This is a genomic window from Aeromonas sp. S15(2024), assembly GCF_041402265.1.
In the GTDB taxonomy this organism is placed as follows: domain Bacteria; phylum Pseudomonadota; class Gammaproteobacteria; order Enterobacterales; family Aeromonadaceae; genus Aeromonas; species Aeromonas dhakensis.
Genome location: NZ_JBGLQY010000002.1, coordinates 685,497 through 705,576, shown reverse-complemented (window position 1 = coordinate 705,576; position 20,080 = coordinate 685,497). Strand labels below are relative to the sequence as shown.

General features: G+C 61.1%; 20 protein-coding genes. 14 read left to right on the top strand and 6 right to left on the bottom strand.

Going from position 1 to position 20,080, the window contains the following annotated elements:
- Positions 1 to 52: 52 nt before the first annotated feature.
- From ACB033_RS07250 to nqrM, 8 genes are read left to right on the top strand one after another with little or no spacing between them, the layout of a single operon-like run.
- Positions 53 to 1,396: a Na(+)-translocating NADH-quinone reductase subunit A gene (locus ACB033_RS07250; RefSeq protein WP_094696344.1), complete on the top strand. Its 1,344-nt coding sequence runs from the start codon at positions 53 to 55 to the stop codon at positions 1,394 to 1,396.
- Between the two features lie 3 nt (positions 1,397 to 1,399).
- The gene (locus ACB033_RS07245; RefSeq protein ID WP_005303550.1) at positions 1,400 to 2,629 is read left to right on the top strand and encodes an NADH:ubiquinone reductase (Na(+)-transporting) subunit B; all 1,230 of its coding nucleotides are present in this window, start codon (positions 1,400 to 1,402) and stop codon (positions 2,627 to 2,629) included.
- Positions 2,619 to 3,407, top strand: a complete 789-nt coding sequence (locus ACB033_RS07240) for a Na(+)-translocating NADH-quinone reductase subunit C (protein ID WP_005303548.1) — start codon at positions 2,619 to 2,621, stop codon at positions 3,405 to 3,407. Before ACB033_RS07245 ends, ACB033_RS07240 begins: the two co-directional genes overlap by 11 nt.
- Entirely contained in the window at positions 3,400 to 4,032 is a 633-nt protein-coding gene (locus tag ACB033_RS07235) for an NADH:ubiquinone reductase (Na(+)-transporting) subunit D (protein WP_005303545.1), read from the top strand. The genes ACB033_RS07240 and ACB033_RS07235 overlap by 8 nt, the downstream gene beginning before the upstream one ends.
- A gap of 3 nt (positions 4,033 to 4,035) precedes the next feature.
- Positions 4,036 to 4,632 carry an NADH:ubiquinone reductase (Na(+)-transporting) subunit E gene (gene nqrE / locus ACB033_RS07230; protein WP_017764094.1) on the top strand — a complete coding sequence of 199 codons (597 nt, stop codon included), beginning with the start codon at positions 4,036 to 4,038 and terminating at the stop codon, positions 4,630 to 4,632.
- Positions 4,633 to 4,649: 17 nt separating this feature from the next.
- The gene (gene nqrF / locus ACB033_RS07225) at positions 4,650 to 5,873 is read left to right on the top strand and encodes an NADH:ubiquinone reductase (Na(+)-transporting) subunit F (RefSeq protein ID WP_005303535.1); all 1,224 of its coding nucleotides are present in this window, start codon (positions 4,650 to 4,652) and stop codon (positions 5,871 to 5,873) included.
- 3 nt (positions 5,874 to 5,876) lie between these two features.
- Positions 5,877 to 6,917, top strand: a complete 1,041-nt coding sequence (locus ACB033_RS07220) for an FAD:protein FMN transferase ApbE (RefSeq protein ID WP_005303533.1) — start codon at positions 5,877 to 5,879, stop codon at positions 6,915 to 6,917.
- Between the two features lie 11 nt (positions 6,918 to 6,928).
- Positions 6,929 to 7,153: a (Na+)-NQR maturation NqrM gene (gene nqrM / locus ACB033_RS07215; RefSeq protein WP_005303529.1), complete on the top strand. Its 225-nt coding sequence runs from the start codon at positions 6,929 to 6,931 to the stop codon at positions 7,151 to 7,153.
- Between the two features lie 78 nt (positions 7,154 to 7,231).
- Here the strand turns inward: nqrM and ACB033_RS07210 are convergent, their stop codons facing one another.
- Entirely contained in the window at positions 7,232 to 7,453 is a 222-nt protein-coding gene (locus tag ACB033_RS07210) for a hypothetical protein (RefSeq protein ID WP_139725371.1), read from the bottom strand.
- A 131-nt stretch (positions 7,454 to 7,584) separates the two neighbouring features.
- On the opposite strand from ACB033_RS07210, the gene dinB reads away from it, so the two are divergent.
- From dinB to rlmM, 6 genes are all read left to right on the top strand, one after another.
- Positions 7,585 to 8,637 (top strand): DNA polymerase IV, encoded by a 1,053-nt coding sequence (gene dinB, locus ACB033_RS07205; protein ID WP_139725372.1) that lies wholly within the window; start codon positions 7,585 to 7,587, stop codon positions 8,635 to 8,637.
- Positions 8,638 to 8,705: 68 nt separating this feature from the next.
- Positions 8,706 to 10,847 carry a methyl-accepting chemotaxis protein gene (locus ACB033_RS07200; protein ID WP_371140422.1) on the top strand — a complete coding sequence of 714 codons (2,142 nt, stop codon included), beginning with the start codon at positions 8,706 to 8,708 and terminating at the stop codon, positions 10,845 to 10,847.
- A 283-nt stretch (positions 10,848 to 11,130) separates the two neighbouring features.
- Positions 11,131 to 12,051 carry a transcriptional regulator GcvA gene (locus tag ACB033_RS07195; RefSeq protein WP_005303519.1) on the top strand — a complete coding sequence of 307 codons (921 nt, stop codon included), beginning with the start codon at positions 11,131 to 11,133 and terminating at the stop codon, positions 12,049 to 12,051.
- Positions 12,044 to 12,682, top strand: a complete 639-nt coding sequence (locus ACB033_RS07190) for an alpha/beta fold hydrolase (RefSeq protein ID WP_139431439.1) — start codon at positions 12,044 to 12,046, stop codon at positions 12,680 to 12,682. The genes ACB033_RS07195 and ACB033_RS07190 overlap by 8 nt, the downstream gene beginning before the upstream one ends.
- Positions 12,683 to 12,712: 30 nt before the next feature.
- Positions 12,713 to 13,099 carry a DUF423 domain-containing protein gene (locus ACB033_RS07185; RefSeq protein WP_010634798.1) on the top strand — a complete coding sequence of 129 codons (387 nt, stop codon included), beginning with the start codon at positions 12,713 to 12,715 and terminating at the stop codon, positions 13,097 to 13,099.
- Positions 13,092 to 14,186, top strand: a complete 1,095-nt coding sequence (gene rlmM, locus ACB033_RS07180; protein WP_005303513.1) for a 23S rRNA (cytidine(2498)-2'-O)-methyltransferase RlmM — start codon at positions 13,092 to 13,094, stop codon at positions 14,184 to 14,186. The genes ACB033_RS07185 and rlmM overlap by 8 nt, the downstream gene beginning before the upstream one ends.
- 71 nt (positions 14,187 to 14,257) lie before the next feature.
- On the opposite strand, the gene ACB033_RS07175 is transcribed toward rlmM, so the two are convergent.
- The 5 genes from ACB033_RS07175 to ACB033_RS07155 all read right to left on the bottom strand — a co-directional run bounded on the left by ACB033_RS07175 (position 14,258) and on the right by ACB033_RS07155 (position 20,020).
- On the bottom strand, positions 14,258 to 14,698 hold the full coding sequence (locus tag ACB033_RS07175; RefSeq protein ID WP_017764099.1) for a hypothetical protein: 441 nt from the start codon (positions 14,696 to 14,698) through the stop codon (positions 14,258 to 14,260).
- 121 nt (positions 14,699 to 14,819) lie between these two features.
- Entirely contained in the window at positions 14,820 to 15,827 is a 1,008-nt protein-coding gene (locus ACB033_RS07170) for an isocitrate dehydrogenase (RefSeq protein ID WP_139725373.1), read from the bottom strand.
- Between the two features lie 146 nt (positions 15,828 to 15,973).
- Complete coding sequence (xni, locus tag ACB033_RS07165) at positions 15,974 to 16,777, bottom strand: flap endonuclease Xni (RefSeq protein ID WP_139725374.1); 804 nt, start codon at positions 16,775 to 16,777, stop codon at positions 15,974 to 15,976.
- Positions 16,778 to 16,906: 129 nt separating this feature from the next.
- Entirely contained in the window at positions 16,907 to 18,262 is a 1,356-nt protein-coding gene (gene ppnN, locus ACB033_RS07160) for a nucleotide 5'-monophosphate nucleosidase PpnN (RefSeq protein WP_005303505.1), read from the bottom strand.
- A gap of 150 nt (positions 18,263 to 18,412) precedes the next feature.
- Positions 18,413 to 20,020 carry a diguanylate cyclase gene (locus ACB033_RS07155; protein WP_139725375.1) on the bottom strand — a complete coding sequence of 536 codons (1,608 nt, stop codon included), beginning with the start codon at positions 20,018 to 20,020 and terminating at the stop codon, positions 18,413 to 18,415.
- Positions 20,021 to 20,080: the final 60 nt, after the last annotated feature.

The window sequence follows — 20,080 nt, the reverse complement described above, 5'->3', positions numbered from 1 at the left end:
TATTTCTCGGCGCTAACCAACCTGTCTTCCCTTAACGGTAGTGCAAGTGAGTATGATTACAATTAAAAGAGGACTGGACATCCCCGTGCTGGGTGCTCCGGAGCAAGTAATCTACGATGGCCCGGCCATCACCCGTGTTGCTACACTCGGCGAAGAGTTCGTGGGGATGCGTCCTACTATGTTTGTCAAAGTAGGTGATCGCGTCATTAAAGGTCAGGAGCTCTTCGAAGATAAGAAGAATCCCGGCGTTAAATTCACGGCCCCCGCCACCGGTGTGGTTTCAGAGATCAACCGTGGTGCCAAGCGCATTCTGCAATCCGTTGTCATCGATATCGATGGGTCCGACGAGCAGGTGACCTTCGAGCACTTTGCGTCTGCCGAGCTGCCTAAGCTCGAACGCAGCAAGGTGCAAGAGATCCTGGTCGCGTCCGGCCAATGGACTGCGTTGCGTACCCGCCCGTTCAGCAAGGTGCCAGCCGTGGGTTCCACCCCGCGTGCCATCTTCGTCACCGCCATGGACACCAACCCGCTGGCCGCCGACGCGGAGCTGATCATCAAGGAACAGTCCCAGGCGTTCCTCGACGGTCTGGCCGTGCTGACCCGCCTGACCGATGGTTCCGTCTATGTCTGCAAGGGCGAAGGCAGCCTGCCGCACGCTTCCCTGGCGCAAGTCAAGGAAGAGGTGTTCGTCGGTCCGCACCCTGCCGGCCTGCCCGGTACCCACATCCACTTCCTGGACCCTGTCGGTGCCAAGAAAGTGCAGTGGCACATCAACTATCAGGACGTGATCGCCTACGGCAAGCTGTTCACCACCGGTCAGATCCATACTGACAAGGTGATCGCCCTGGCCGGCCCGAACGTGATCAAGCCGCGTCTGCTGCGTACTCGCATGGGAGCCTGCATCAGCCAGCTCACCAACAACGAGCTGCGTGCGGACGAGAATCGTGTCATCTCCGGTTCCCTGCTGAGCGGTGCCAAGGCTGAAGGGGTCCATGACTACCTGGGTCGCTACCACAATCAGGTCAGCGTACTGGGTGAAGGTCGCGAGAAAGAGTTCCTGGGTTGGGTCAATCCCAGCGCCAGCAAGTTCTCCATCACCCGTACCACCCTCTCTCACCTGGTGAAGGGCAAGCTCATCAACTTCACTACCACCACCAACGGTAGTGACCGCTCCATGGTGCCTATCGGCAACTATGAGCGCGTGATGCCGCTCGACATCCTGCCGACCCTGCTGCTGCGGGATCTGGTCTCCGGCGATACCGACAATGCGCAAGCGCTCGGCTGCCTGGAGCTGGATGAGGAAGATCTGGCGCTCTGTACCTTCGTCTGCCCCGGCAAGACCGAGTACGGCCCGATCTTGCGTGAGTGCCTGACCAAGATTGAACTGGAAGGTTAAGCGATGAGTTTCAAGCAACTTCTTGAAAATATGGAACATCACTTCGAGCCGGGTGGTAAGTACGCCAAGTACTATGCCCTGTTCGAAGCGGCGTACACCCTGTTTTATACCCCGGGTTCCGTGACCCGCAATGCCGCCCACGTCCGTGATGCGATCGATCTGAAGCGGATGATGATCATGGTGTGGCTGGCCGTGTTCCCGGCCATGTTCTGGGGCATGTACAACGTCGGCAACCAGTCTATCGCCGCCATCGCCCATCTGGGCACGGCCGCCGGTGCCGGCAGCTGGCAATATGCCCTGGCTACCCTGCTGGGTGCCTCCCTGGATCCGGCGGTGGCCGGCGTCGGCAGCAAGATGCTGATCGGTGCGGCCCACTTCTTCCCGATCTACATCACCGTCTTCATCGTCGGTGGTTTCTGGGAAGTGCTGTTCGCCATGGTGCGCAAGCACGAGATCAACGAAGGCTTCTTCGTGACCTCCATCCTGTTCGCGCTGATCGTGCCGCCCGAGCTGCCCCTGTGGCAAGCTGCCCTGGGTATCACCTTCGGTGTGGTGCTGGCCAAGGAAGTGTTCGGTGGTACCGGCAAGAACTTCCTGAACCCGGCGCTGGCGGGTCGTGCCTTCCTGTTCTTCGCCTACCCGGGTCAAATCTCCGGTGATGCGGTCTGGGTTGCCGTCGACGGCTACTCGGGCGCAACCGCGCTGAGCCAGTGGGCCCAGGGCGGCCAGATGGCGCTGATCAACGGAGCCACCGGCCAGAGCATCAGCTGGATGGACGCTTTCCTTGGCAACCTGCCCGGTTCCATCGGTGAAGTTTCCACCCTGATGATCCTGCTGGGTGCGGCCATGATCGTCTACATGCGCATCGCCTCCTGGCGCATCATCGCCGGCGTGATGATCGGCATGGTAGCGACCTCCCTGCTGTTCAACGTCATCGGTTCCGACACCAACCCCATGTTCAACATGCCGTGGCACTGGCACCTGGTGCTGGGGGGTTTCGCCTTCGGTATGGCCTTCATGGCGACCGACCCCGTCTCTGCTGCCTTCACCAACAAGGGCAAGTGGTGGTACGGCGCCCTGATCGGCGTGATGGTGGTGCTGATCCGGGTCGTGAACCCCGCCTTCCCGGAAGGCATGATGCTGGCCATTCTGTTTGCCAACCTGTTTGCCCCCTTGTTTGACCATTTCGTGGCACAGGCGAACATCAAGCGGAGGATCGCTCGTGGCGTTTAATAAAGACTCTACTACCGGCACTCTCGCCGTAGTGACCGGTCTGTGTCTGGTCTGCTCCATCGTGGTCTCCGTGGCCGCTGTGGGTCTGCGTCCGGCCCAGCTGGAAAACAAGGCGCTGGACAAGCAAAGCAACATCCTGTCCGTCGCCGGCGTCGACATCAGCGCCGTGGCCAAGCGTGACCTGGCCAAGCTGTATGGCGACAAGATTGAAGCGCGTCTGGTGGATCTGGCCACCGGTGAATTCGTTGACGGCGATGCCGACAACTTCGACACCAAGGTCGCCGCCAAGGATCCTGCCCAGAACATTCGCCTGGCTCCGGCCGACGACAAGGCCGGTCTGCGTCAGATCTCCAAGCTGGTCCCGGTGTTCTTCGCCAAAGATGCTGAAGGCAAGGTCGACAACATCATCCTGCCGATCTACGGCCAGGGTCTGTGGTCTACCATGTATGCGTTTGTAGCGGTTGCGGCCGATGGCCAGACCATCAAGGGCATCACCTACTACGACCACGGTGAAACCCCGGGTCTGGGTGGCGAAGTCGAGAACCCGGCCTGGCGCGAGCTGTTCGTCGGCAAGAAGCTGTTCGACCAGAACGGTCAGCCTGCACTGCGGGTGATCAAGGGTCATGCTCCGGCTGGTTCCGAGCATGAGATCGACGGCCTGTCCGGCGCGACCCTGACCGGTAACGGCGTACAGCATACCTTCGACTTCTGGATGGGTCCCAAGGGCTTCGGTCCTTTCCTGGCCAAGGTTCGTGCAGGAGAAATCAACAATGGCTGACAAGAGCGAAATGAAAAAGTTGCTGTTGACGCCTGTGCTCGGCAACAACCCCATCGCACTGCAGGTGCTGGGTGTCTGTTCCGCGCTGGCCGTTACCAGCCAGATGAAGACTGCGTTCGTGATGACGCTGGCCGTTACCGCGGTCACCGCCTTCTCCAACCTGTTCATCTCCCTGATCCGCAACCAGATCCCGAACAGCGTGCGGATCATCGCCCAGATGGCGGTGATTGCCTCGCTGGTTATCGTGGTTGACCAGGTGCTCAAGGCGTATGCCTACGACATCTCCAAGCAGCTGTCGGTGTTCGTCGGCCTCATCATCACCAACTGTATCGTGATGGGCCGTGCCGAAGCCTACGCCATGAAGAGTGCCCCGCTGCCCTCCTTCCTGGACGGTATCGGCAACGGTCTGGGTTATGGCGCCGTGCTGCTGACCGTGGCCACCGTGCGTGAAATCCTGGGCTCCGGCACCTGGTTCGGTATCGAACTGCTGCCGCTGGTGAACAATGGTGGCTGGTATGTGCCGAACGGCCTGCTGCTGCTGCCGCCGAGTGCGTTCTTCATCATTGGTCTGATCATCTGGGGCGTACGCACCAAGGATCCCAAGCAGGTGGAGGCGAAGGATTAAGGTATGGAACACTATATCAGTCTGTTGATTCGCTCGATCTTCATCGAGAACCTGGCGCTCTCCTTCTTCCTGGGGATGTGTACCTTCCTGGCGGTGTCCAAGAAGGTCAAGACCGCCATGGGCCTGGGTGTCGCCGTTATCGTGGTTCAGACCGTGGCCGTGCCGGCCAACAACCTGATCTACAACTACGTGCTCAAAGACGGTGCCCTGGTCTCCGGTCTGGATCTGAGCTTCCTGAGCTTCATCACCTTCATCGGGGTGATTGCGGCCCTGGTACAGATCCTGGAGATGGCGCTGGACAAGTATTTCCCGGCCCTCTACAACGCCCTCGGTATCTTCCTGCCGCTCATCACAGTGAACTGCGCCATCTTCGGTGGCGTCTCCTTCATGGTGCAGCGTGACTACAACTTCGTGGAGTCCGTGGTCTATGGCGTGGGTTCTGGAGCCGGCTGGATGCTTGCCATCGTGGCGATGGCGGGGATCCGCGAGAAGATGAAGTACTCCGATGTTCCGGAAGGCCTGCGTGGTCTCGGCATCACCTTCATCACCGCGGGTCTGATGGCGCTGGGCTTCATGTCCTTCTCTGGTATTTCCCTGTAATCGGAAAGGAAATATAGATGGAAATTATTCTGGGTGTGGTCATGTTCACCGTGATCCTGCTGGCCTTGGTTGCAGTCATTCTGTTCGCCAAGTCCAAGCTGGTGACCGCCGGTGACGTGACAATCAGCATCAACGGCGACCCGGCCAAGGCTGTGACCAGCCCGGCGGGTGGCAAGCTGCTCGGCGTGCTGGCCGGCAGCGGTATCTTCGTCTCCTCTGCCTGCGGCGGCGGTGGCTCCTGTGGTCAGTGCAAGGTACGGGTGAAATCCGGCGGCGGCGACATCCTGCCGACCGAGCTCGATCACATCAGCAAGGGCGAAGCCCGTCATGGCGAGCGTCTGGCCTGTCAGGTCACCGTCCGTTCCGACATGGACATCGAGCTGCCGGAAGAGATCTTCGGCGTGAAGAAGTGGGAATGTACCGTCATCTCCAATGACAACAAGGCCACCTTCATCAAGGAGCTCAAGCTGCAGATCCCCGATGGCGAGAGCGTGCCGTTCCGCGCCGGTGGTTATATCCAGATCGAAGCGCCTGCCCACCACGTGCAGTACAAGAACTTCGATATTCCTACCGAATATCGCGGTGACTGGGATCGCTTCAAGATCTTCGAGCTGGAGTCCAAGGTCAACGAGCCGATCATTCGTGCCTACTCCATGGCCAACTATCCGGAAGAGTTCGGCATCATCATGCTGAACGTGCGGATCGCGACCCCGCCGCCCAGCAACTGGACTGCCCCTCCCGGCCAGATGTCCTCCTACATCTTCAGCCTGAAGGCGGGCGACAAGGTGACCATCTCCGGTCCGTTCGGCGAGTTCTTCGCCAAGGACACCGACGCGGAAATGGTGTTCATCGGTGGTGGTGCCGGTATGGCGCCGATGCGTTCCCACATCTTCGATCAGCTGCGCCGCCTGAAGACCAAGCGCAAGATGAGCTTCTGGTACGGTGCCCGTTCCAAGCGCGAGATGTTCTATGTCGAAGACTTCGACATGCTGCAGGCCGAGAACGACAACTTCCAGTGGCACGTCGCCCTGTCCGATCCGCAACCGGAAGACAACTGGGACGGCTACACCGGCTTCATCCACAACGTGCTGTTCGAGAACTATCTCAAGAACCACGAGGCGCCGGAAGATTGCGAGTTCTACATGTGCGGTCCTCCCGTGATGAACGCTGCCGTCATCAACATGCTGAAAAACCTCGGCGTTGAAGACGAGAACATCCTGCTGGATGACTTTGGTGGTTAATCAATGCACAGTGTTGTAAAGACCTGGCTAGCCTTCGGGCTAGCCTTTTTCTTGACTGGGTGCGGTCAGGAACAAACGGTCCAATCGAAGCCGGAGATCCACATCACCGGCAGCACCATGGGTACCTACTACTCCATCAAGGTGGCGGACAACGTTATCACCGATCCCGCCAAGTTCCAGGCCGAAGTCGATGTGCTGCTGGAGCGGGTGAACGATCAGATGTCGACCTACCGGCCGGACTCCGAGCTGTCGCGCTTCAACCAGCACCGCAGCTCGACGCCCGTGGTGGTCTCCCGCGATACCGCGCGGGTGGTGACCGAGGCCATTCACATTGGCCGTGAGAGCCGCGGGGCGCTGGACGTCACCGTCGGCCCCTTGGTCAATCTGTGGGGCTTCGGGCCCGACGCGCGCCCGACCAAGACGCCGTCTGACGAGCTGATCACCCAGACCCGCCAGAAGACCGGGCTCGGCAATCTGCACGTGATCACCTCCGTCGATGCCGATACCCTGCAAAAGGACATCCCGGATCTCTACGTGGATCTCTCCGCCATTGCCAAGGGCTTTGGCGTCGACAAGGTGGCCGAGTATCTGGAGTCCCTGGGTTCGCGCAACTATCTGGTTGAGATCGGCGGCGAATTGCGGATCAATGGCGTCAACGGCAAGGGTCACCCCTGGCGCGTCGCCATCGAGAAACCGACGGCCAACGCCGGCTCGGTGCAGGAGGTGATAGTGGCGGGCGACAACGGGGTGGCGACCTCGGGCGAGTACCGCAACTATTACGAGCTGGACGGCAAGCGCTTCTCCCACACCATCGATCCCATGACCGGCAAGCCTATCCAGCACCGGATGGTGTCGGTGACCGTGATCCACCCCTCCTGCATGACTGCAGACGGGCTGGCGACCGTGTTCATGGTGCTCGGACCCGAGAAGAGCCTGGCCTACGCCAAGGAGCGGGGGCTGGCCATTTTCGTGATCACCAAGACGGATGAGGGTTTCGAGGAGTCTTACTCCGATGCCTTCAAACAGTATCTGGTTAGAAAATAAGGGGCGGTAACATGCAGATTTTTTTGATCACCTTCGGGGTGTTTCTGGTGGTAGTGGTGGCCATGGCCATCGGCTACATCTTCCAGAAGAAGACCATCTCCGGCTCCTGTGGCGGACTTGGCAGCATAGGTATCGAAAAAGAGTGTGATTGCCCGGAACCCTGCGACAACCGCAAGAAGAAGATGGCCAAGGAAGAGGCCCGTCGCAAGATGCTGGCCGAGAACCGGATCATCTGAGCGGGCAGGGGCACTCGCACCCATGTCGAAAGCAAAACGGGCTGACCCTTGGGTCAGCCCGTTTTTTATGGCGAGCGCTCAGTAGTCGTAGCGCTGGCACTCCTTCTTGTTGAATTCGGCCCGCCAGCGTGCCAGCTCCTCCCGCGTACCCAGCTCGTCCCCCTGTTTGATGGCCTTTTCCAGCGCCTCGATGCGCTCGTGCAACCAGCTACACTCGGCGGTCGGATTGTCCTTGCCAGTGCTCTGCTGCGGCAGCAGCAGGCAGAGCCCCAGGGTCAACCCCGGCCAGACTCCCTTCATCTCATTCTCCTTGTGCGATGGATTATAAATGGTGCCTTAAGAGTCTATGTCGGCCCGTCATATCATGCCGATGGCAGAAATGGCAGGGCTGGGTTAGCATAGGCAGGTTACCTGTTTATTCGTACAGTGGTATGCGCAAGATCATTCATATCGACATGGACTGCTTCTATGCCGCGGTAGAGATGCGGGACAACCCGGCCCTGCGCGAGGTACCGCTGGCCATCGGCGGCTCGGCGGACAGGCGCGGTGTCATCTCGACCTGCAACTATGTGGCGCGTCGCTTCGGGGTGCGTTCCGCCATGCCGAGCGCCCTGGCCAGCAAGCTCTGCCCGCCGCTAGTGCTCATTCCCGGCCGGATGGAGGTCTACAAGGAGGTCTCCCGTCAGCTGCGGGCCATCTTCCTGCGCTACACCGAGCAGGTGGAGCCGCTCTCCCTCGATGAGGCCTATCTCGACGTGACGATGAGCCCCTGCTGTGGCGGCAGTGCCACCCTGATGGCCCGCGAGATCCGTGCCGCGATCAATGCCGAACTGGGGCTGACCGCCTCGGCCGGGGTGGCGCCGAACAAGTTTCTGGCCAAGCTCGCCTCCGAGCAGCGCAAGCCGGACGGCCTGTTCGTGATCCGCCCGCAGGAGGTGGATGAGTTCGTGCGCCAGCTGCCCCTCGGCAAGCTGCCCGGCATCGGTCGCAAGACCGCGGATCGGCTGGAGTCGCTCGGCCTTTACTCCTGCGAAGATGCACGTCAGCTCGGCAACGAGGAGCTGATCGCCCGGTTCGGCAAGCTCGGGGAGATGCTGGCCGGGCGGATCTGGGGCCACGACGAGCAGCCGGTGCAGGCCCAGCGGGTGCGCAAGACCATAGGGGTGGAGACCACCCTGGCCAGCGACGTGCTGGATGAGGCTGCCTGTTGGCAGGTGCTGAGCAGGCTCATTCCCGAGCTGGAGCAACGATTCTCGGCCAGCCACGGCAAGGAACAGCTGATGGGGCAGGGGATCAAGCTCAAGTTTGCCGATTTCCAGCAGACCACCGTCTACCGGCGCGGGGGTTACCAGCCGGAGCGGTTTCACGATCTGTTGCACGAAGGTTTGCTGCGGGCACAGGGCAAACCCATTCGGCTACTGGGATTGGTCGTCGGCCTGCCGGCGGCCGGCGAAGTGAACCAACTTGCCCTGGATTTAGCGTGATAAGGTTAAGTTTTTGTTTCTAAAACCGATACACTGATCACATCAGTATGAAGCTAGGAAATGGTGGCATGAGTTCTCTTTCTGTTCAGGGGCGGATCACCCTGATCGCCGGTTGTTGTTTGTTGGCCAGTGCCGGTGCCCTGGTGGCCTCTTCTCTCTTCAGTGCTGCCAACATGCAGGATCAGGTGCTGACTTCTACCACGGCGGAAGCCCAGAGTGCGGCCGAAAACTGGATGAAGGCGATGGGCTCGGAGCAGGCGGCCAAGGTGACCAGTTATCTGGACGAGGCCTACTTCCGGGCGACCCTGCTGGGCCAGGGGATCCTGTTCCAGCGCAAGAATGCGGCCGACAATTTCGGCTCCTCCGAATCACTGCGTACCGCCGTCAACCAGCAACTGCATGACGCGGCAGCCTCCTCCGATCACCTGCTCGGCGTCTATACGGTGTTCGAGCCGGACCAGCTCGACGGCGAAGATAGCAACTACCACGGCTCCAGCGCGCTGGGCTCCAACGATCAGGGGCGTTTCTCCACCTACTGGGCTCGGGTCGACGGCAAGATTGAACCCGAGGTGCAGGACGAATCCGTGCTGGCGGACGAGAGCCCGACCGCGGCCGGCGGGGTGGAGAACGAGTGGTATCGCTGCAGCATTCGCAGCAAGGCCCTCTGTCTGCTGGAGCCTTATCTGGACGATGTGGGGTCGCAAAAGGTATTGATGACCTCGGTGACCGTGCCTCTGCTGGAGCAAGACAAGCTGCTCGGCATGGTCGGGGTCGATATCTCGCTGACCGCGCTGCAGAGTCTGGTCAAGGAGATGGATCAGGAGCTCTATGAGGGGCAGGGCAAGGTGCTGCTGGTGAGCAGTCAGGGCCGTGTCGCCGGGGTGGACGGCTTCGACGTCACCCTGGGCAGTCCGCTCGGTCAGCAGTATCAGACCCTGACGGCCGCCTTGCAGGGCTGGCTGGGCCAGGGGCAGGTGGCCAGTCGCTGGAGCCCGGACGGCAACTTGCTGCAAACCTTCGTGCCGGTCAAGATGCGCGGTACCGAACAGAAATGGGGCATCTACATCGAGCTGCCGCGTAGCGTGGTGCTCGCCTCAGCCCTCCAGCTGCAGGACGATCTCTCCGGCCAGGCCAGCCGCAGCGTGATGACCCAGCTGCTCATCGGCGGCCTCATCTCGGCGGTGGCGCTGCTCTGTATCTGGCTGATGGCCCACCAGATAGTGGCCCCCATCCGCGCCGTGGTGGCCCGCCTCAAGGACATTGCCAGCGGCGAGGGGGATCTCACCCAGCGCATCGAGCTACGCCGTGACGACGAGATAGGCGAGCTGGCCAAGTGGTTCAACAGCTTCTTGAACAAGCTGCAGAGTACCATCAGCCAGGTCATAGATACCGTTGCCGGCACTCGTGCCAGCGCCGAACAGGCGGCCAGTGTCGCCGAACGCACCAGTGCCGGCATGCAGGCCCAGTATCAGGAGGTAGACCTGGTGGCGACCGCGTTCGAGGAGCTGAGCGCCACCGCCCTGCAGGTGGCCAGCAACGCCAACTCGGCGGTGGCCGCTGCCAACGAGGCCGACACGGCGGCGCAGGAGGGCAAGTATGTGGTGGCCGACACCCAGGAGGCGATGCGCAAGCTGATGGCTGTGATCAGCGATGCCAAGCCGGTGGTGGAGCGGTTGTCGGCCAACAGCGAGAACATCAACGACATCCTGGTGGTGATCCAGGGGATTGCCGAGCAGACCAACCTGCTGGCGCTCAACGCCGCCATCGAGGCGGCTCGGGCCGGCGAGCAGGGCCGTGGTTTTGCGGTGGTGGCGGACGAGGTGCGCAATCTGGCGGGCCGCACCCAGAACGCCATCGTCGAGATCCAGACCCTCATCGGCCAGCTGCAATCCGGCACCGAGGCGGTGGTGAAGGCGATCATGACCGGCCACGGTCAGGCGGATCTGACGCTGACCAAGGTGGACCTGTCGGTCAGCGTGCTGGAGCAGATCATCCACGCGGTCGGCACCATTCATCAGATGAACGAGCAGATCGCGAGGGCGGCGCAGGAGCAGAGCGGGGTGGCGGACGAGATCAATCGCAACGTCAGCAACATTCGCGATGTGAGCCACACCATCCGAGCCGAGGCAGCCAGCTCCGCCGAAAATGGTCGCGAGCTGTCGGCGCTGGCCGACAAGCAGCAGCAACTGGTGGGGCAGTTCAAGGTATAGGGATAAGAAAAAAGGCGCCTTCCAACCGGAGGCGCCAAACACATTCAGATGACAGACTGGGTTAAATCGGTCCGATTTAAGCCCCTCTTCCCGCAGAGGAAGAAACACAACACCACAATCGCACTCCAGAGACTCACAAAAATCACATGTAAACCAACATGGAAGAGAAAAAGTGAGCCATATGGCAACGGATTGCGAAGCGAATTATGTTTATTCACTGGTCGACCCGCAACCGACAAATTATAATGCGGCCCATTAGAAAAACTCATCGTCGGCTGCTCTCATGTCTCGTCGTTTACCCCCGCTCAACGCACTGAAAGCGTTTGAAGCCGCGGCTCGTCATTTAAGCTTCACCCGCGCTGCGGAGGAGCTGTTCGTGACCCAGGCCGCCATCAGTCACCAGATCAAGGCGCTGGAAGAGTACCTCGGTATCAAGCTGTTTCGCCGCAAGAACCGCTCTCTGTTGCTGACCGAGGAGGGGCAGGGCTACTTCCTCGATATCAAGGACATCTTCACCTCCATCTCGGAGGCAACCGACAAGTTGCTGGCCCGCAGCGCCAAGGGCGCGCTCACCGTTTCTCTGCAGCCGAGCTTCGCCATCCAGTGGCTGGTGCCGCGGCTGGTCAAGTTCAGCGAACGTCATCCCGACATCGACGTGCGGATCAAGGCGGTGGACATGGATGAGGGCTCGCTCACCGACGACGTGGACGTTGCCATCTACTACGGACGCGGCAACTGGCCCGGCCTGCGGGCCGACAAGCTGCACACCGAGTATCTGATCCCGGTCTGTTCACCGCTGCTGCTGACTGGTCCCAAGCCGCTGCGCACCCCGGACGATCTGACCCGCCACACCCTGCTGCACGACACCTCGCGTCGCGACTGGAAGGCCTGGTTTCGCCAGCTCGACATCGATGCCCCCAACGTCAATCAGGGGCCCATCTTCAGCCACTCTACCATGGTGATCCAGGCCGCCATTCACGGCCAGGGGGTGGCCCTTGGTCACAGCGTGCTGGCCCAGCCAGAGATAGAGGCGGGTCGCCTCATCTGCCCGTTCGAGCAGGTGCTGGTGAGCAAGAACGCCTTCTATCTGGTGTGCCAGGAGCAGCAGTCCGATCAGGGCAAGATAGTCGCCTTCCGCGACTGGATGCTGGAACTGGTGGAGCAGGAGGAGGCCCGTCGCCGGGCCCGACTGGCAGATGCATGAGGTGATCCGGGAGGGGGCTGTTGATGCCCCCGTTCGCATTCTGCTGGCCCACGGTGCCGGGGCCGGTATGGAGCACGCCTTTCTCGCCGAGCTGTCACGGCTGCTGGCCGGGCCCGAGATCGAGGTGGTGCGTTTCAACTTTCCCTACATGAGCAAGCGTGCCCTGGATGGCAAGCGTCGTCCGCCGGACCGGCAGCCTGTCCTGCTCGACCACTGGCGCCAGATGATCAAGGCGTTTGCCCATCCCAGACTGTTTCTGGCGGGCAAATCCATGGGGGGGCGGATGGCGGCCGAACTCTATCAGGAGAGTGAGGACGAGATGAATGCTGCAGGATTGCTCATTCTCGGGTATCCTTTCCACCCCCCGGCCAACCCCGACCGCTGGCGGGGCGAGGTGCTCAAGCAGATCAAGACGCCAACCCTGCTGTTGCAAGGGGAGCGCGATACCTTCGGCACCCGTGCCGAACTGGCTGATTTCCCCTTCTCATCCGCCGTATCGGTCCATTGGCTGACCGATGGTGATCATGGCTTCAAACCGCGCAAGAGCAGCGGTGCGAGCGAGCAGGGCAACCTGCGCCTGGCGGCCGAACGGATCAAGGATTTCATTGCGACCATCCCGGCGCGGGGTTGAGGCTGGCGCGGGACAACAAGGAGGCAAGGGATGCAATTTCATCGACATTGGCTGGTGCTGGCGGGCTTTTTCGGCCTGACGGCGACCATGCTGGGCGCCTATGGTGCCCACGGTCTGGCGGCCACCGGCATCGACCCTTCGCGTCTGGCGGCCTTCAATACCGCCGTGCAGTATCAGTTTTTTCACGCCCTGGCCCTGCTGGTGCTGGGGTGGTGCGGTGTGCGCAGCAAGGTGATCAACCTGGCTGGCACCGCCTTTGTGCTGGGGATCCTGGGATTCTCCGGCAGTATTTACGCCATGGTGCTGCTTGGCAGCAAGGGCTTGGGGCTCATCACCCCGGCCGGTGGCCTCTGTTTTATGTTGGGATGGGCGGCCCTGATGTGGGCCGGCTGTCGTCTTGGAGGAAAGAATGAATAATCTGCTGCTTTATTGCCGTCCCGGTTTTGAGAAAGAGGCGGCGGCAGAGATCACCGAACGAGCCACTAACATGCAGTGTTATGGCTTTGCCCGGGTCAAGGACGACAGCGGCTACATCATCTTCGAATGCTACGGCGAGGAAGAGGCCGACCTGCTGGCGCGCAAGCTGCCGTTCAAGGAGCTCATCTTCATCCGCCAGATGCTGGTGGTGACCTGCGAGCTCAAGGAGCTGGATCTGGCGGATCGGATCACCCCGATCATCGAGGCGACCCGCGACTACGCCATCTGCGGCGATCTGCGGGTGGAGACGGCCGACACCAACGAGGCGAAGGAGCTCTCCGCCTTCTGCCGCAAATTCACCGTGCCGCTGCGCCAGGCGCTGCGCAGCAACGAGATCCTGACCAAGAAGGAGACCCCGAACCGTCCGGTGTTCCACGCCTTCTTCCTGGCCAACGACCACGTGTTGCTGGGTTACTCCTACTCCTTCAACAATTCCGCCTTCCACATGGGGATCCCGCGTCTGCGCTTCCCGGCCGATGCGCCGAGCCGCTCCAGCCTCAAGCTGGAAGAGGCCTTCTACGTGTTCGTACCGCGGGAAGAGTGGGACGTGCGGCTGCGCTCAGGCATGAAGGCGGTGGATCTCGGTGCCTGCCCGGGCGGCTGGACCTATCAGCTGGTGCGTCGCGACATGATGGTGACCGCGGTGGACAACGGCATGATGGCGCAGTCCCTGATGGATACCGGCCAGGTCAAGCACATCCGCGATGACGGCTTTGTCTGGCGTCCCAGCAAGAAGAACATCTACTGGCTGGTGTGTGACATGGTCGACAAGCCGGCACGGGTGACCCACATGATCGCCGACTGGTTCCGCGAGGGCGATTGCCAAGAAGCCATGTTCAACCTCAAGCTGCCGATGAAGAAGCGCTACGCCGAGGCGGTGCACAACATCCAGGTGCTGCGTGAACTGCTGGCGGAGATCGACGGCGGCTTCATCATTCAGGCCAAGCAGCTCTACCACGATCGCGAAGAGATCACGGTGCACGTTTTCAACAAGTACTGGGTCTCCAAGCTCTCCCCCCAGGAGTGAGGACTGGCTGACATAGGCTGACAAAAAGGCCGACAACCTCGAGGTTGTCGGCCTTTTTATTCGGCTTGCGTTCAGAAGCGATAGTCAAAACGCAGCGAGGATTCGCCATCGGTAAGCTTGAGCTCGATGTCGAGCGGTATGGTGCGATCGGTCGGGCTGAACTCCAGCTTGACGCCGTTGCTGCGCAGCTTGAGAGAGGTGTTCATGCCGGCGGTCTTGAACTTGATCCTGGGCTTGTGCTGCTCGAAGGAGAGGCTGACGCTCTTCTCGGCGGTCAGGTTGAGCTTCTGATAGGGAGTGACCTGACTGTTGCCATTGCTGTCGGTGACGACATCCATCCCGAAGGAGAGGGGTTTGGGAGCCTTGAGCAGGTCATTGGTATCCAGGGTGGATTGCCAGACCTGGCTGGCCGGCTGGGTGGATGGCGGCAGCTGGGGCCAGGCATTCTCAACCGGTCTGTCTATTGCCATGGCATTGCTGCTGATGAGCAACAGGGTAACGATAGCGCGCATAATGGATCTCCTTATCCCTTATCTATTGAACATAGTAGCCAATCGACAAAGGGGGGAGCGCGCGGTGAGATAAAACAAAGGGAGCCGAAGCTCCCTTTTTAAATCAACAAGTTGGCACCAATTACAAACGATCTATGATGGATTGGGTGAACTCGCTGGTGGAGGCGTTGCCCCCCAGATCCCGGGTCACCCGGTCGCCGGATTCGATGGTGGCGCGCACCGCTTCGCGAATGCGCTCGGCCTTGTCCTGCATGCCCAGATACTCCAGCATCTGGATGGAGGCGAGGATCACCGAGGTGGGGTTGGCGATGTTCTTGCCGGCGATGTCCGGGGCAGAGCCGTGCACCGCTTCGAAGATGGCGGCGCCATCACCGATGTTGGCGCCCGGCGCCATGCCGAGGCCGCCAACCAGACCGGCACACAGATCCGAGAGGATGTCGCCGAACAGGTTGGTGGTGACCATGACGTCGAAGCGCTCCGGGTACATCACCAGGTTCATGCAGGCGGCATCGACGATCATCTCTTCGCTCTGGATGTCCGGGTAGCGGCTGGCCACCTCACGGGCCACTTCCAGGAACAGACCGGAGGTGGACTTGAGGATGTTGGCCTTGTGGATGATGGTGACCTTTCTGCGTCCTTCCTGACGGGCCAGCTCGAAGGCGAACTTGACGATGCGCTCGGCCCCTTCGCGGGTGATGATGCTCATCGCCTCCGCGCTCTGGTTGTCATCGCTGCGCTTCTGACCGGCACCCGAGTACATCCCTTCGGTGTTTTCACGCACCGTGATGATGTCGATGTTGTCGTAACGGCTCTTGGTGCCCTTGAAGGAGAGCACGGGACGCACGTTGGCGTAGAGGTTGAACTTCTTGCGCAGGGAGACGTTGATGGAGGTGAAACCGCCGCCGACCGGGGTGGTGAGGGGGCCTTTCAGGGTGACCTTGTTCTTCTCAATCAGGTCGAGTGTGGCCTGGGGCAGCAGCTCGCCGTGTTTCTCCAGCGCCACCAGACCGGCGTCCGCGTATTCGTATTCGAAGTCACAACCGGCGTGGGTCAGGATCTGGATGGCGGATTCGATGATGCTGGGGCCGATGCCGTCGCCCGGGATGACGGTAATTTTTCTTTTTGACATGAGACGTATCCACTTCTAGGGAACAGAGGGGGAGGATTCGGCGGTTTTATACCATTTCTCCACCTAACCCTCCATGTTTCTTTACATTCTATCTGTTTTTGTCAACAGCGAGAGTGAGTCCGGTCATGCTTGGCGAGATAGCGTCATCAGGCATCCGGGGCGGGCGGATAACGGATCTCCCGCAGGTTGAAGCCAAGGGGGATGTCCCGCTGCAGCCGTACCAGTCGCTGGGCCAGAAGGGCCTCATCCTGGTGCTGGCGCAGCTTGAGCAAAGGCTTGGCGGCGTCCTCCTGCTGGCAGGCGGTCAGCATGGCAGCGAGATCGCCGTATTGTTGCAGCAGCTGGGTGGCGGTCTTGGGGCCGATGCCGGGCACCCCCTTGATGTTGGAGCCACCGATGCCGGTCAGGGCCCAGAAGTCCACCAGCTGGGTCGGGGCTACACCGTATTGCTGCTCGACGAAGGCGGCATCCAGCCAGCGCTTGTTGAAGTAGTCGCGGATCCGGATCTGCGGGCAGATGAGCTGGCAGAAGCCCTTGTCGGTGGAGATGATGGTGGCGCTGGCACCGTGCTGGGCAATGCCGCTGGCCAGGGTGGCGATGAGATCGTCCGCCTCGTCGGTCTGGGAGAGCAGGGCATCGACGCCGCACTCCCAGAAGGCATCCTGCAGCTCGTTCAAGCCTTCGCGCAGCTCGGCCGGCATGGGGGTTCGTCCCTCCTTGTAGGCGGGATAGACCTCCTTGCGCCAGCTGTGCACCTCGCCATCGAACACCGCAATGACGTGGGTCGGCTCGCTGCTGGCCAGCAGCTTGCGGCAGGTATTGATGAGGTTGGCACGGGTGGCGATCAACGCCTGGGCCGGAGTCAGCGCCTGCTGAGCCTGCACCGCGTGCAGCCGGCGGATGAGGTTGAGGGCATCGATGATGAGCAGGTGTGGCCTTGGGTTTGACATGGGGCACTCTTGGCAGTCGGAACGCCCCATTGTAACAAACCAGCGGGCTCAATGGGGGATTGATGGCCGAAGGGCAGGCCGCAACAAAAAAGGGGCGCCATGCGCCCCTCGTTTCATCTGTGCTGCCCGTCAGCGCACGATTTCGTAGCAGGGTACATACTGGCTGCCCGGCAGCTTCATGCGCTGCTGTTTGACGAAGCTCTCCAGCAGCTTGTCCATCAGGTGCATCAGCTCCTTGTCACCATGGATCTTGAACGGCCCCTTCTTCTCGATGGCGCGGATGCCCCCTTCCTTGACGTTGCCGGCGACGATGCCGGAGAAGGCACGGCGCAGGTTGGCCGCCAGCAGCTGGGGCGGCTGGTTGCGGTGCAGATCCAGGCTGGCCATGTTGGCGTGATCCGGCTCGAACGGCAGCTGGAACTCCGGCTCGATCTTGAGGGACCAGTTGAAGGAGTAGGCATCCCCTACCGATTTGCGGTATTCACGGATCTTCGGCATCGCCTCCTTCATCACCCGGGCCACCTCGGGGGCATCGCCGATGATGATGCGGTAGAGGCTGGTGGCCGCTTCCCCCAGGGTCGCCTTGACGAAGTCATCGATGGCGCGGAAGTAGTCGGCACTCTCTTTCGGTCCGGTCAGCACGATGGGCATGGGTTGCCGCTCGTTGGCCGGGTGCATCATGATGCCGAGCAGGTAGAGCAGCTCCTCGGCGGTGCCGACCCCGCCCGGGAAGATGATGATGCCGTGGCCGAGACGCACGAAGGCCTCCAGCCGCTTCTCGATGTCCGGCAGGATCACCAGCTCGTTGACGATGGGGTTGGGCGGCTCGGCGGCGATGATGGAAGGCTCGGTGAGGCCGATGTAACGGCCATTGCGCACCCGCTGCTTGGCGTGGCCGACGGCGGCCCCCTTCATCGGGCCCTCCATGGCACCCGGGCCACAGCCGGTACAGATGTTGAGCTCGCGCAGCCCCAGCTCGCTGCCCACCGCACGGGTGTACTGGTACTCGATCTCGTTGATGGAGTGGCCGCCCCAGCAGACCACCAGATTGGGGTCGGCGCCGGGCAGGATCGCCTTGGCGTTGCGCAGGATGGCGAACACCACGTTGGAGATGTGGGTGGAGCTGGTGAGGTTGACCAGCCGGTTCGACTCCAGCTGGGTCGACACATAGAGGATGTCGCGCAGCACGGAGAAGAGGTGTTCCTGAATGCCGCGGATGATCTCGCCATCGACGAAGGCGTGCTCGGGGGCGTTGAACAGCTCGAGCTTGACCCCGCGCTCACGCCGGATCACGTGAATATCAAAGGACTTGAAGCGCTCCAGTATCTCTTTGGAGCTGTCGGTATGGCTGCCGGAGTTGAGTACCGCCAGCGAGCAGTTGCGAAACAGTTGATAGATATCGCTGGAGGCGGTTTGCTTGAGGCGGTCCACCTCGAGCTGGGACAGCAAGTCCATGCTGCCGACTGGATTGATGTGCGTAATCATATGTTCCCCTTTCACTCGCTTGTTATCGTTGTGCTTTTCCCTGGGGAGAAAACGGGATGCCCTGTGGCATCCCTTGAATTTGATAGTAGTTGCAAGCGGTGGGGCAGGGGAATAGGGGGAAAGTGCGTTTGCTGCTTTTTTAGGCGCTCGTCAGGCCAGATTCACCTGATCCCGACCCGAGTGCTTGGAGCTGTAAAGCGCCTTGTCGGCCCGCTCGAACGCATCCGTGGTGTGGTCCCCCTCCCTGAACAGGGTGGCGCCGATGGAGATGGTGATCTCGACCCTGGCATCCCGAAAGCGGAACGGAATGCTCTTGATGGTCTGGCGCAAGGTTTCCAGCGGTTTCTGATACTTGTCCGGGTTGATGTTGGGCAGCAACACCACGAACTCCTCGCCGCCGAAGCGGGCGATGAAGTCGGTATCGCGCAGGGCCCCTTGCAGCGCCTTGGCCACTACCTTCAACGCCTTGTCGCCGGCCATGTGGCCGTAGTTGTCGTTGATGTTCTTGAAGTGGTCGATGTCGATGATGGCCAGGCACAGCGGGGTGCCGTAGCGCAGCCAGCGCTTGTATTCGAGCTCGAGCCGCTCATCGAGGGCCGCCCGGTTGTGCACCTGGGTCAGGCTGTCGAGGAACAGCTTGTGTTTCTGGATGGTGAGCCGCTTCTTGTACTCGGCGGTCTCCTCCTTCATCAGTCGCAGCTTGGCCTCCATGGTGGAGAGCCGGGTCAGCAGGTGGCGTTCGCGGGCGGCCATGGCTTCCCTGTCCTGCAGCAGCAGGCTGATGGCGCCCATGTGGCCGGAGATGGCCTCCTTGAGGTCGCCCAGGGTGTCATGGCTGGCCAGGGTATGGTCGATGGCTTTGAGCTCCTGGTCGATGGCCTTGCGGGTATCCAAGGTGGCACTTTGCAGGGCCCGCCCCTCGTCGAGGGATTCGGTGAAGCTGAAGTGGACGGCCGAGAGGCTCTCGTTGAGGGTGCTGAGAAACGCCTGGGAGGCTTTGCGTTCCTCGCGGGTGCCCTCGATGATGAGCTCGATCACCTGCAGGCAGATCTCGGCCAGCAGGGGAGGGGTGATGCCATTGAGCAACTGGCGGCGAATGTCCGCCAGGCTCTCGCCCACCGCACCGGCAAAGTCGAGCTCGGTGATGAGCCGCTGCAGCTCGTCGGCGATGTGGGCGTGGATCTTGACGTCAAAGGGGGCATCCGGCTCGGGGGCGGCAAGATCGGTGACCGCCTCAGGCTGACTGCTCTGGGCCAGCAGGGGCTGGCTGGGCAACAGCTGGATCTTGATGGCCTGCTGGTAGAACTCCAGCAGCCGGATCACCTTCTTCTGGTGATCGCCGATGCCATAGCCATCCGGGCTCGCCAGAAACTCCTTGAGGGATTTGCGGGTATCTTCCGGGAAGCCCTTGATCGCCTTGAGTTGCTTGGAGCCGAGTTCGATGGCGGACTTGGTCAGGGAGATGGACTCTTCCAGCGCGTTGCCGTGCTGCTGCAGCAGCTTCTCGATGACCGCGAGATCGGCGTCGAGGGAGGAGAGCGGCGGGTTGCCGTCGAGTTTCTGCTTGAGCTTGGCGAGCTTGTTGTCCAGCTCCCGGTCGTGACCGCGGCAGGCCTGCATCAGCTTGGCGATGAACTGGATGCTGCGGGCGCGCTCGGTATCGGAGAAGGAGACAATGCCGTCCAGCTCCAGCTGTTTTTGCTGAAGGGATTCCCTGAGTCTGGCCAGTTGTCCGGCTACGGCAGCGATATCATTCATTATTCAGGTCGCCCTGTTGTCATTATCGTTGTTGTGTTGGATAGCAACAGCGGTCGAACC

Excerpts from the sequence above, each read along its gene's own strand:
- ACB033_RS07250 (WP_094696344.1), top strand. The coding sequence starts at position 53 with ATGATTACAATTAAAAGAGGACTGGACATCCCCGTGCTGGGTGCTCCG.
- ACB033_RS07245 (WP_005303550.1), top strand. The coding sequence starts at position 1,400 with ATGAGTTTCAAGCAACTTCTTGAAAATATGGAACATCACTTCGAGCCG.
- ACB033_RS07235 (WP_005303545.1), top strand. The coding sequence starts at position 3,400 with ATGGCTGACAAGAGCGAAATGAAAAAGTTGCTGTTGACGCCTGTGCTC.
- nqrE (WP_017764094.1), top strand. The coding sequence starts at position 4,036 with ATGGAACACTATATCAGTCTGTTGATTCGCTCGATCTTCATCGAGAAC.
- nqrF (WP_005303535.1), top strand. The coding sequence starts at position 4,650 with ATGGAAATTATTCTGGGTGTGGTCATGTTCACCGTGATCCTGCTGGCC.
- ACB033_RS07220 (WP_005303533.1), top strand. The coding sequence starts at position 5,877 with ATGCACAGTGTTGTAAAGACCTGGCTAGCCTTCGGGCTAGCCTTTTTC.
- nqrM (WP_005303529.1), top strand. The coding sequence starts at position 6,929 with ATGCAGATTTTTTTGATCACCTTCGGGGTGTTTCTGGTGGTAGTGGTG.
- ACB033_RS07210 (WP_139725371.1), bottom strand. The coding sequence starts at position 7,453 with ATGAAGGGAGTCTGGCCGGGGTTGACCCTGGGGCTCTGCCTGCTGCTG.
- dinB (WP_139725372.1), top strand. The coding sequence starts at position 7,585 with ATGCGCAAGATCATTCATATCGACATGGACTGCTTCTATGCCGCGGTA.
- ACB033_RS07200 (WP_371140422.1), top strand. The coding sequence starts at position 8,706 with ATGAGTTCTCTTTCTGTTCAGGGGCGGATCACCCTGATCGCCGGTTGT.
- ACB033_RS07195 (WP_005303519.1), top strand. The coding sequence starts at position 11,131 with ATGTCTCGTCGTTTACCCCCGCTCAACGCACTGAAAGCGTTTGAAGCC.
- ACB033_RS07190 (WP_139431439.1), top strand. The coding sequence starts at position 12,044 with ATGCATGAGGTGATCCGGGAGGGGGCTGTTGATGCCCCCGTTCGCATT.
- ACB033_RS07185 (WP_010634798.1), top strand. The coding sequence starts at position 12,713 with ATGCAATTTCATCGACATTGGCTGGTGCTGGCGGGCTTTTTCGGCCTG.
- rlmM (WP_005303513.1), top strand. The coding sequence starts at position 13,092 with ATGAATAATCTGCTGCTTTATTGCCGTCCCGGTTTTGAGAAAGAGGCG.
- ACB033_RS07175 (WP_017764099.1), bottom strand. The coding sequence starts at position 14,698 with ATGCGCGCTATCGTTACCCTGTTGCTCATCAGCAGCAATGCCATGGCA.
- ACB033_RS07170 (WP_139725373.1), bottom strand. The coding sequence starts at position 15,827 with ATGTCAAAAAGAAAAATTACCGTCATCCCGGGCGACGGCATCGGCCCC.
- xni (WP_139725374.1), bottom strand. The coding sequence starts at position 16,777 with ATGTCAAACCCAAGGCCACACCTGCTCATCATCGATGCCCTCAACCTC.
- ppnN (WP_005303505.1), bottom strand. The coding sequence starts at position 18,262 with ATGATTACGCACATCAATCCAGTCGGCAGCATGGACTTGCTGTCCCAG.
- ACB033_RS07155 (WP_139725375.1), bottom strand. The coding sequence starts at position 20,020 with ATGAATGATATCGCTGCCGTAGCCGGACAACTGGCCAGACTCAGGGAA.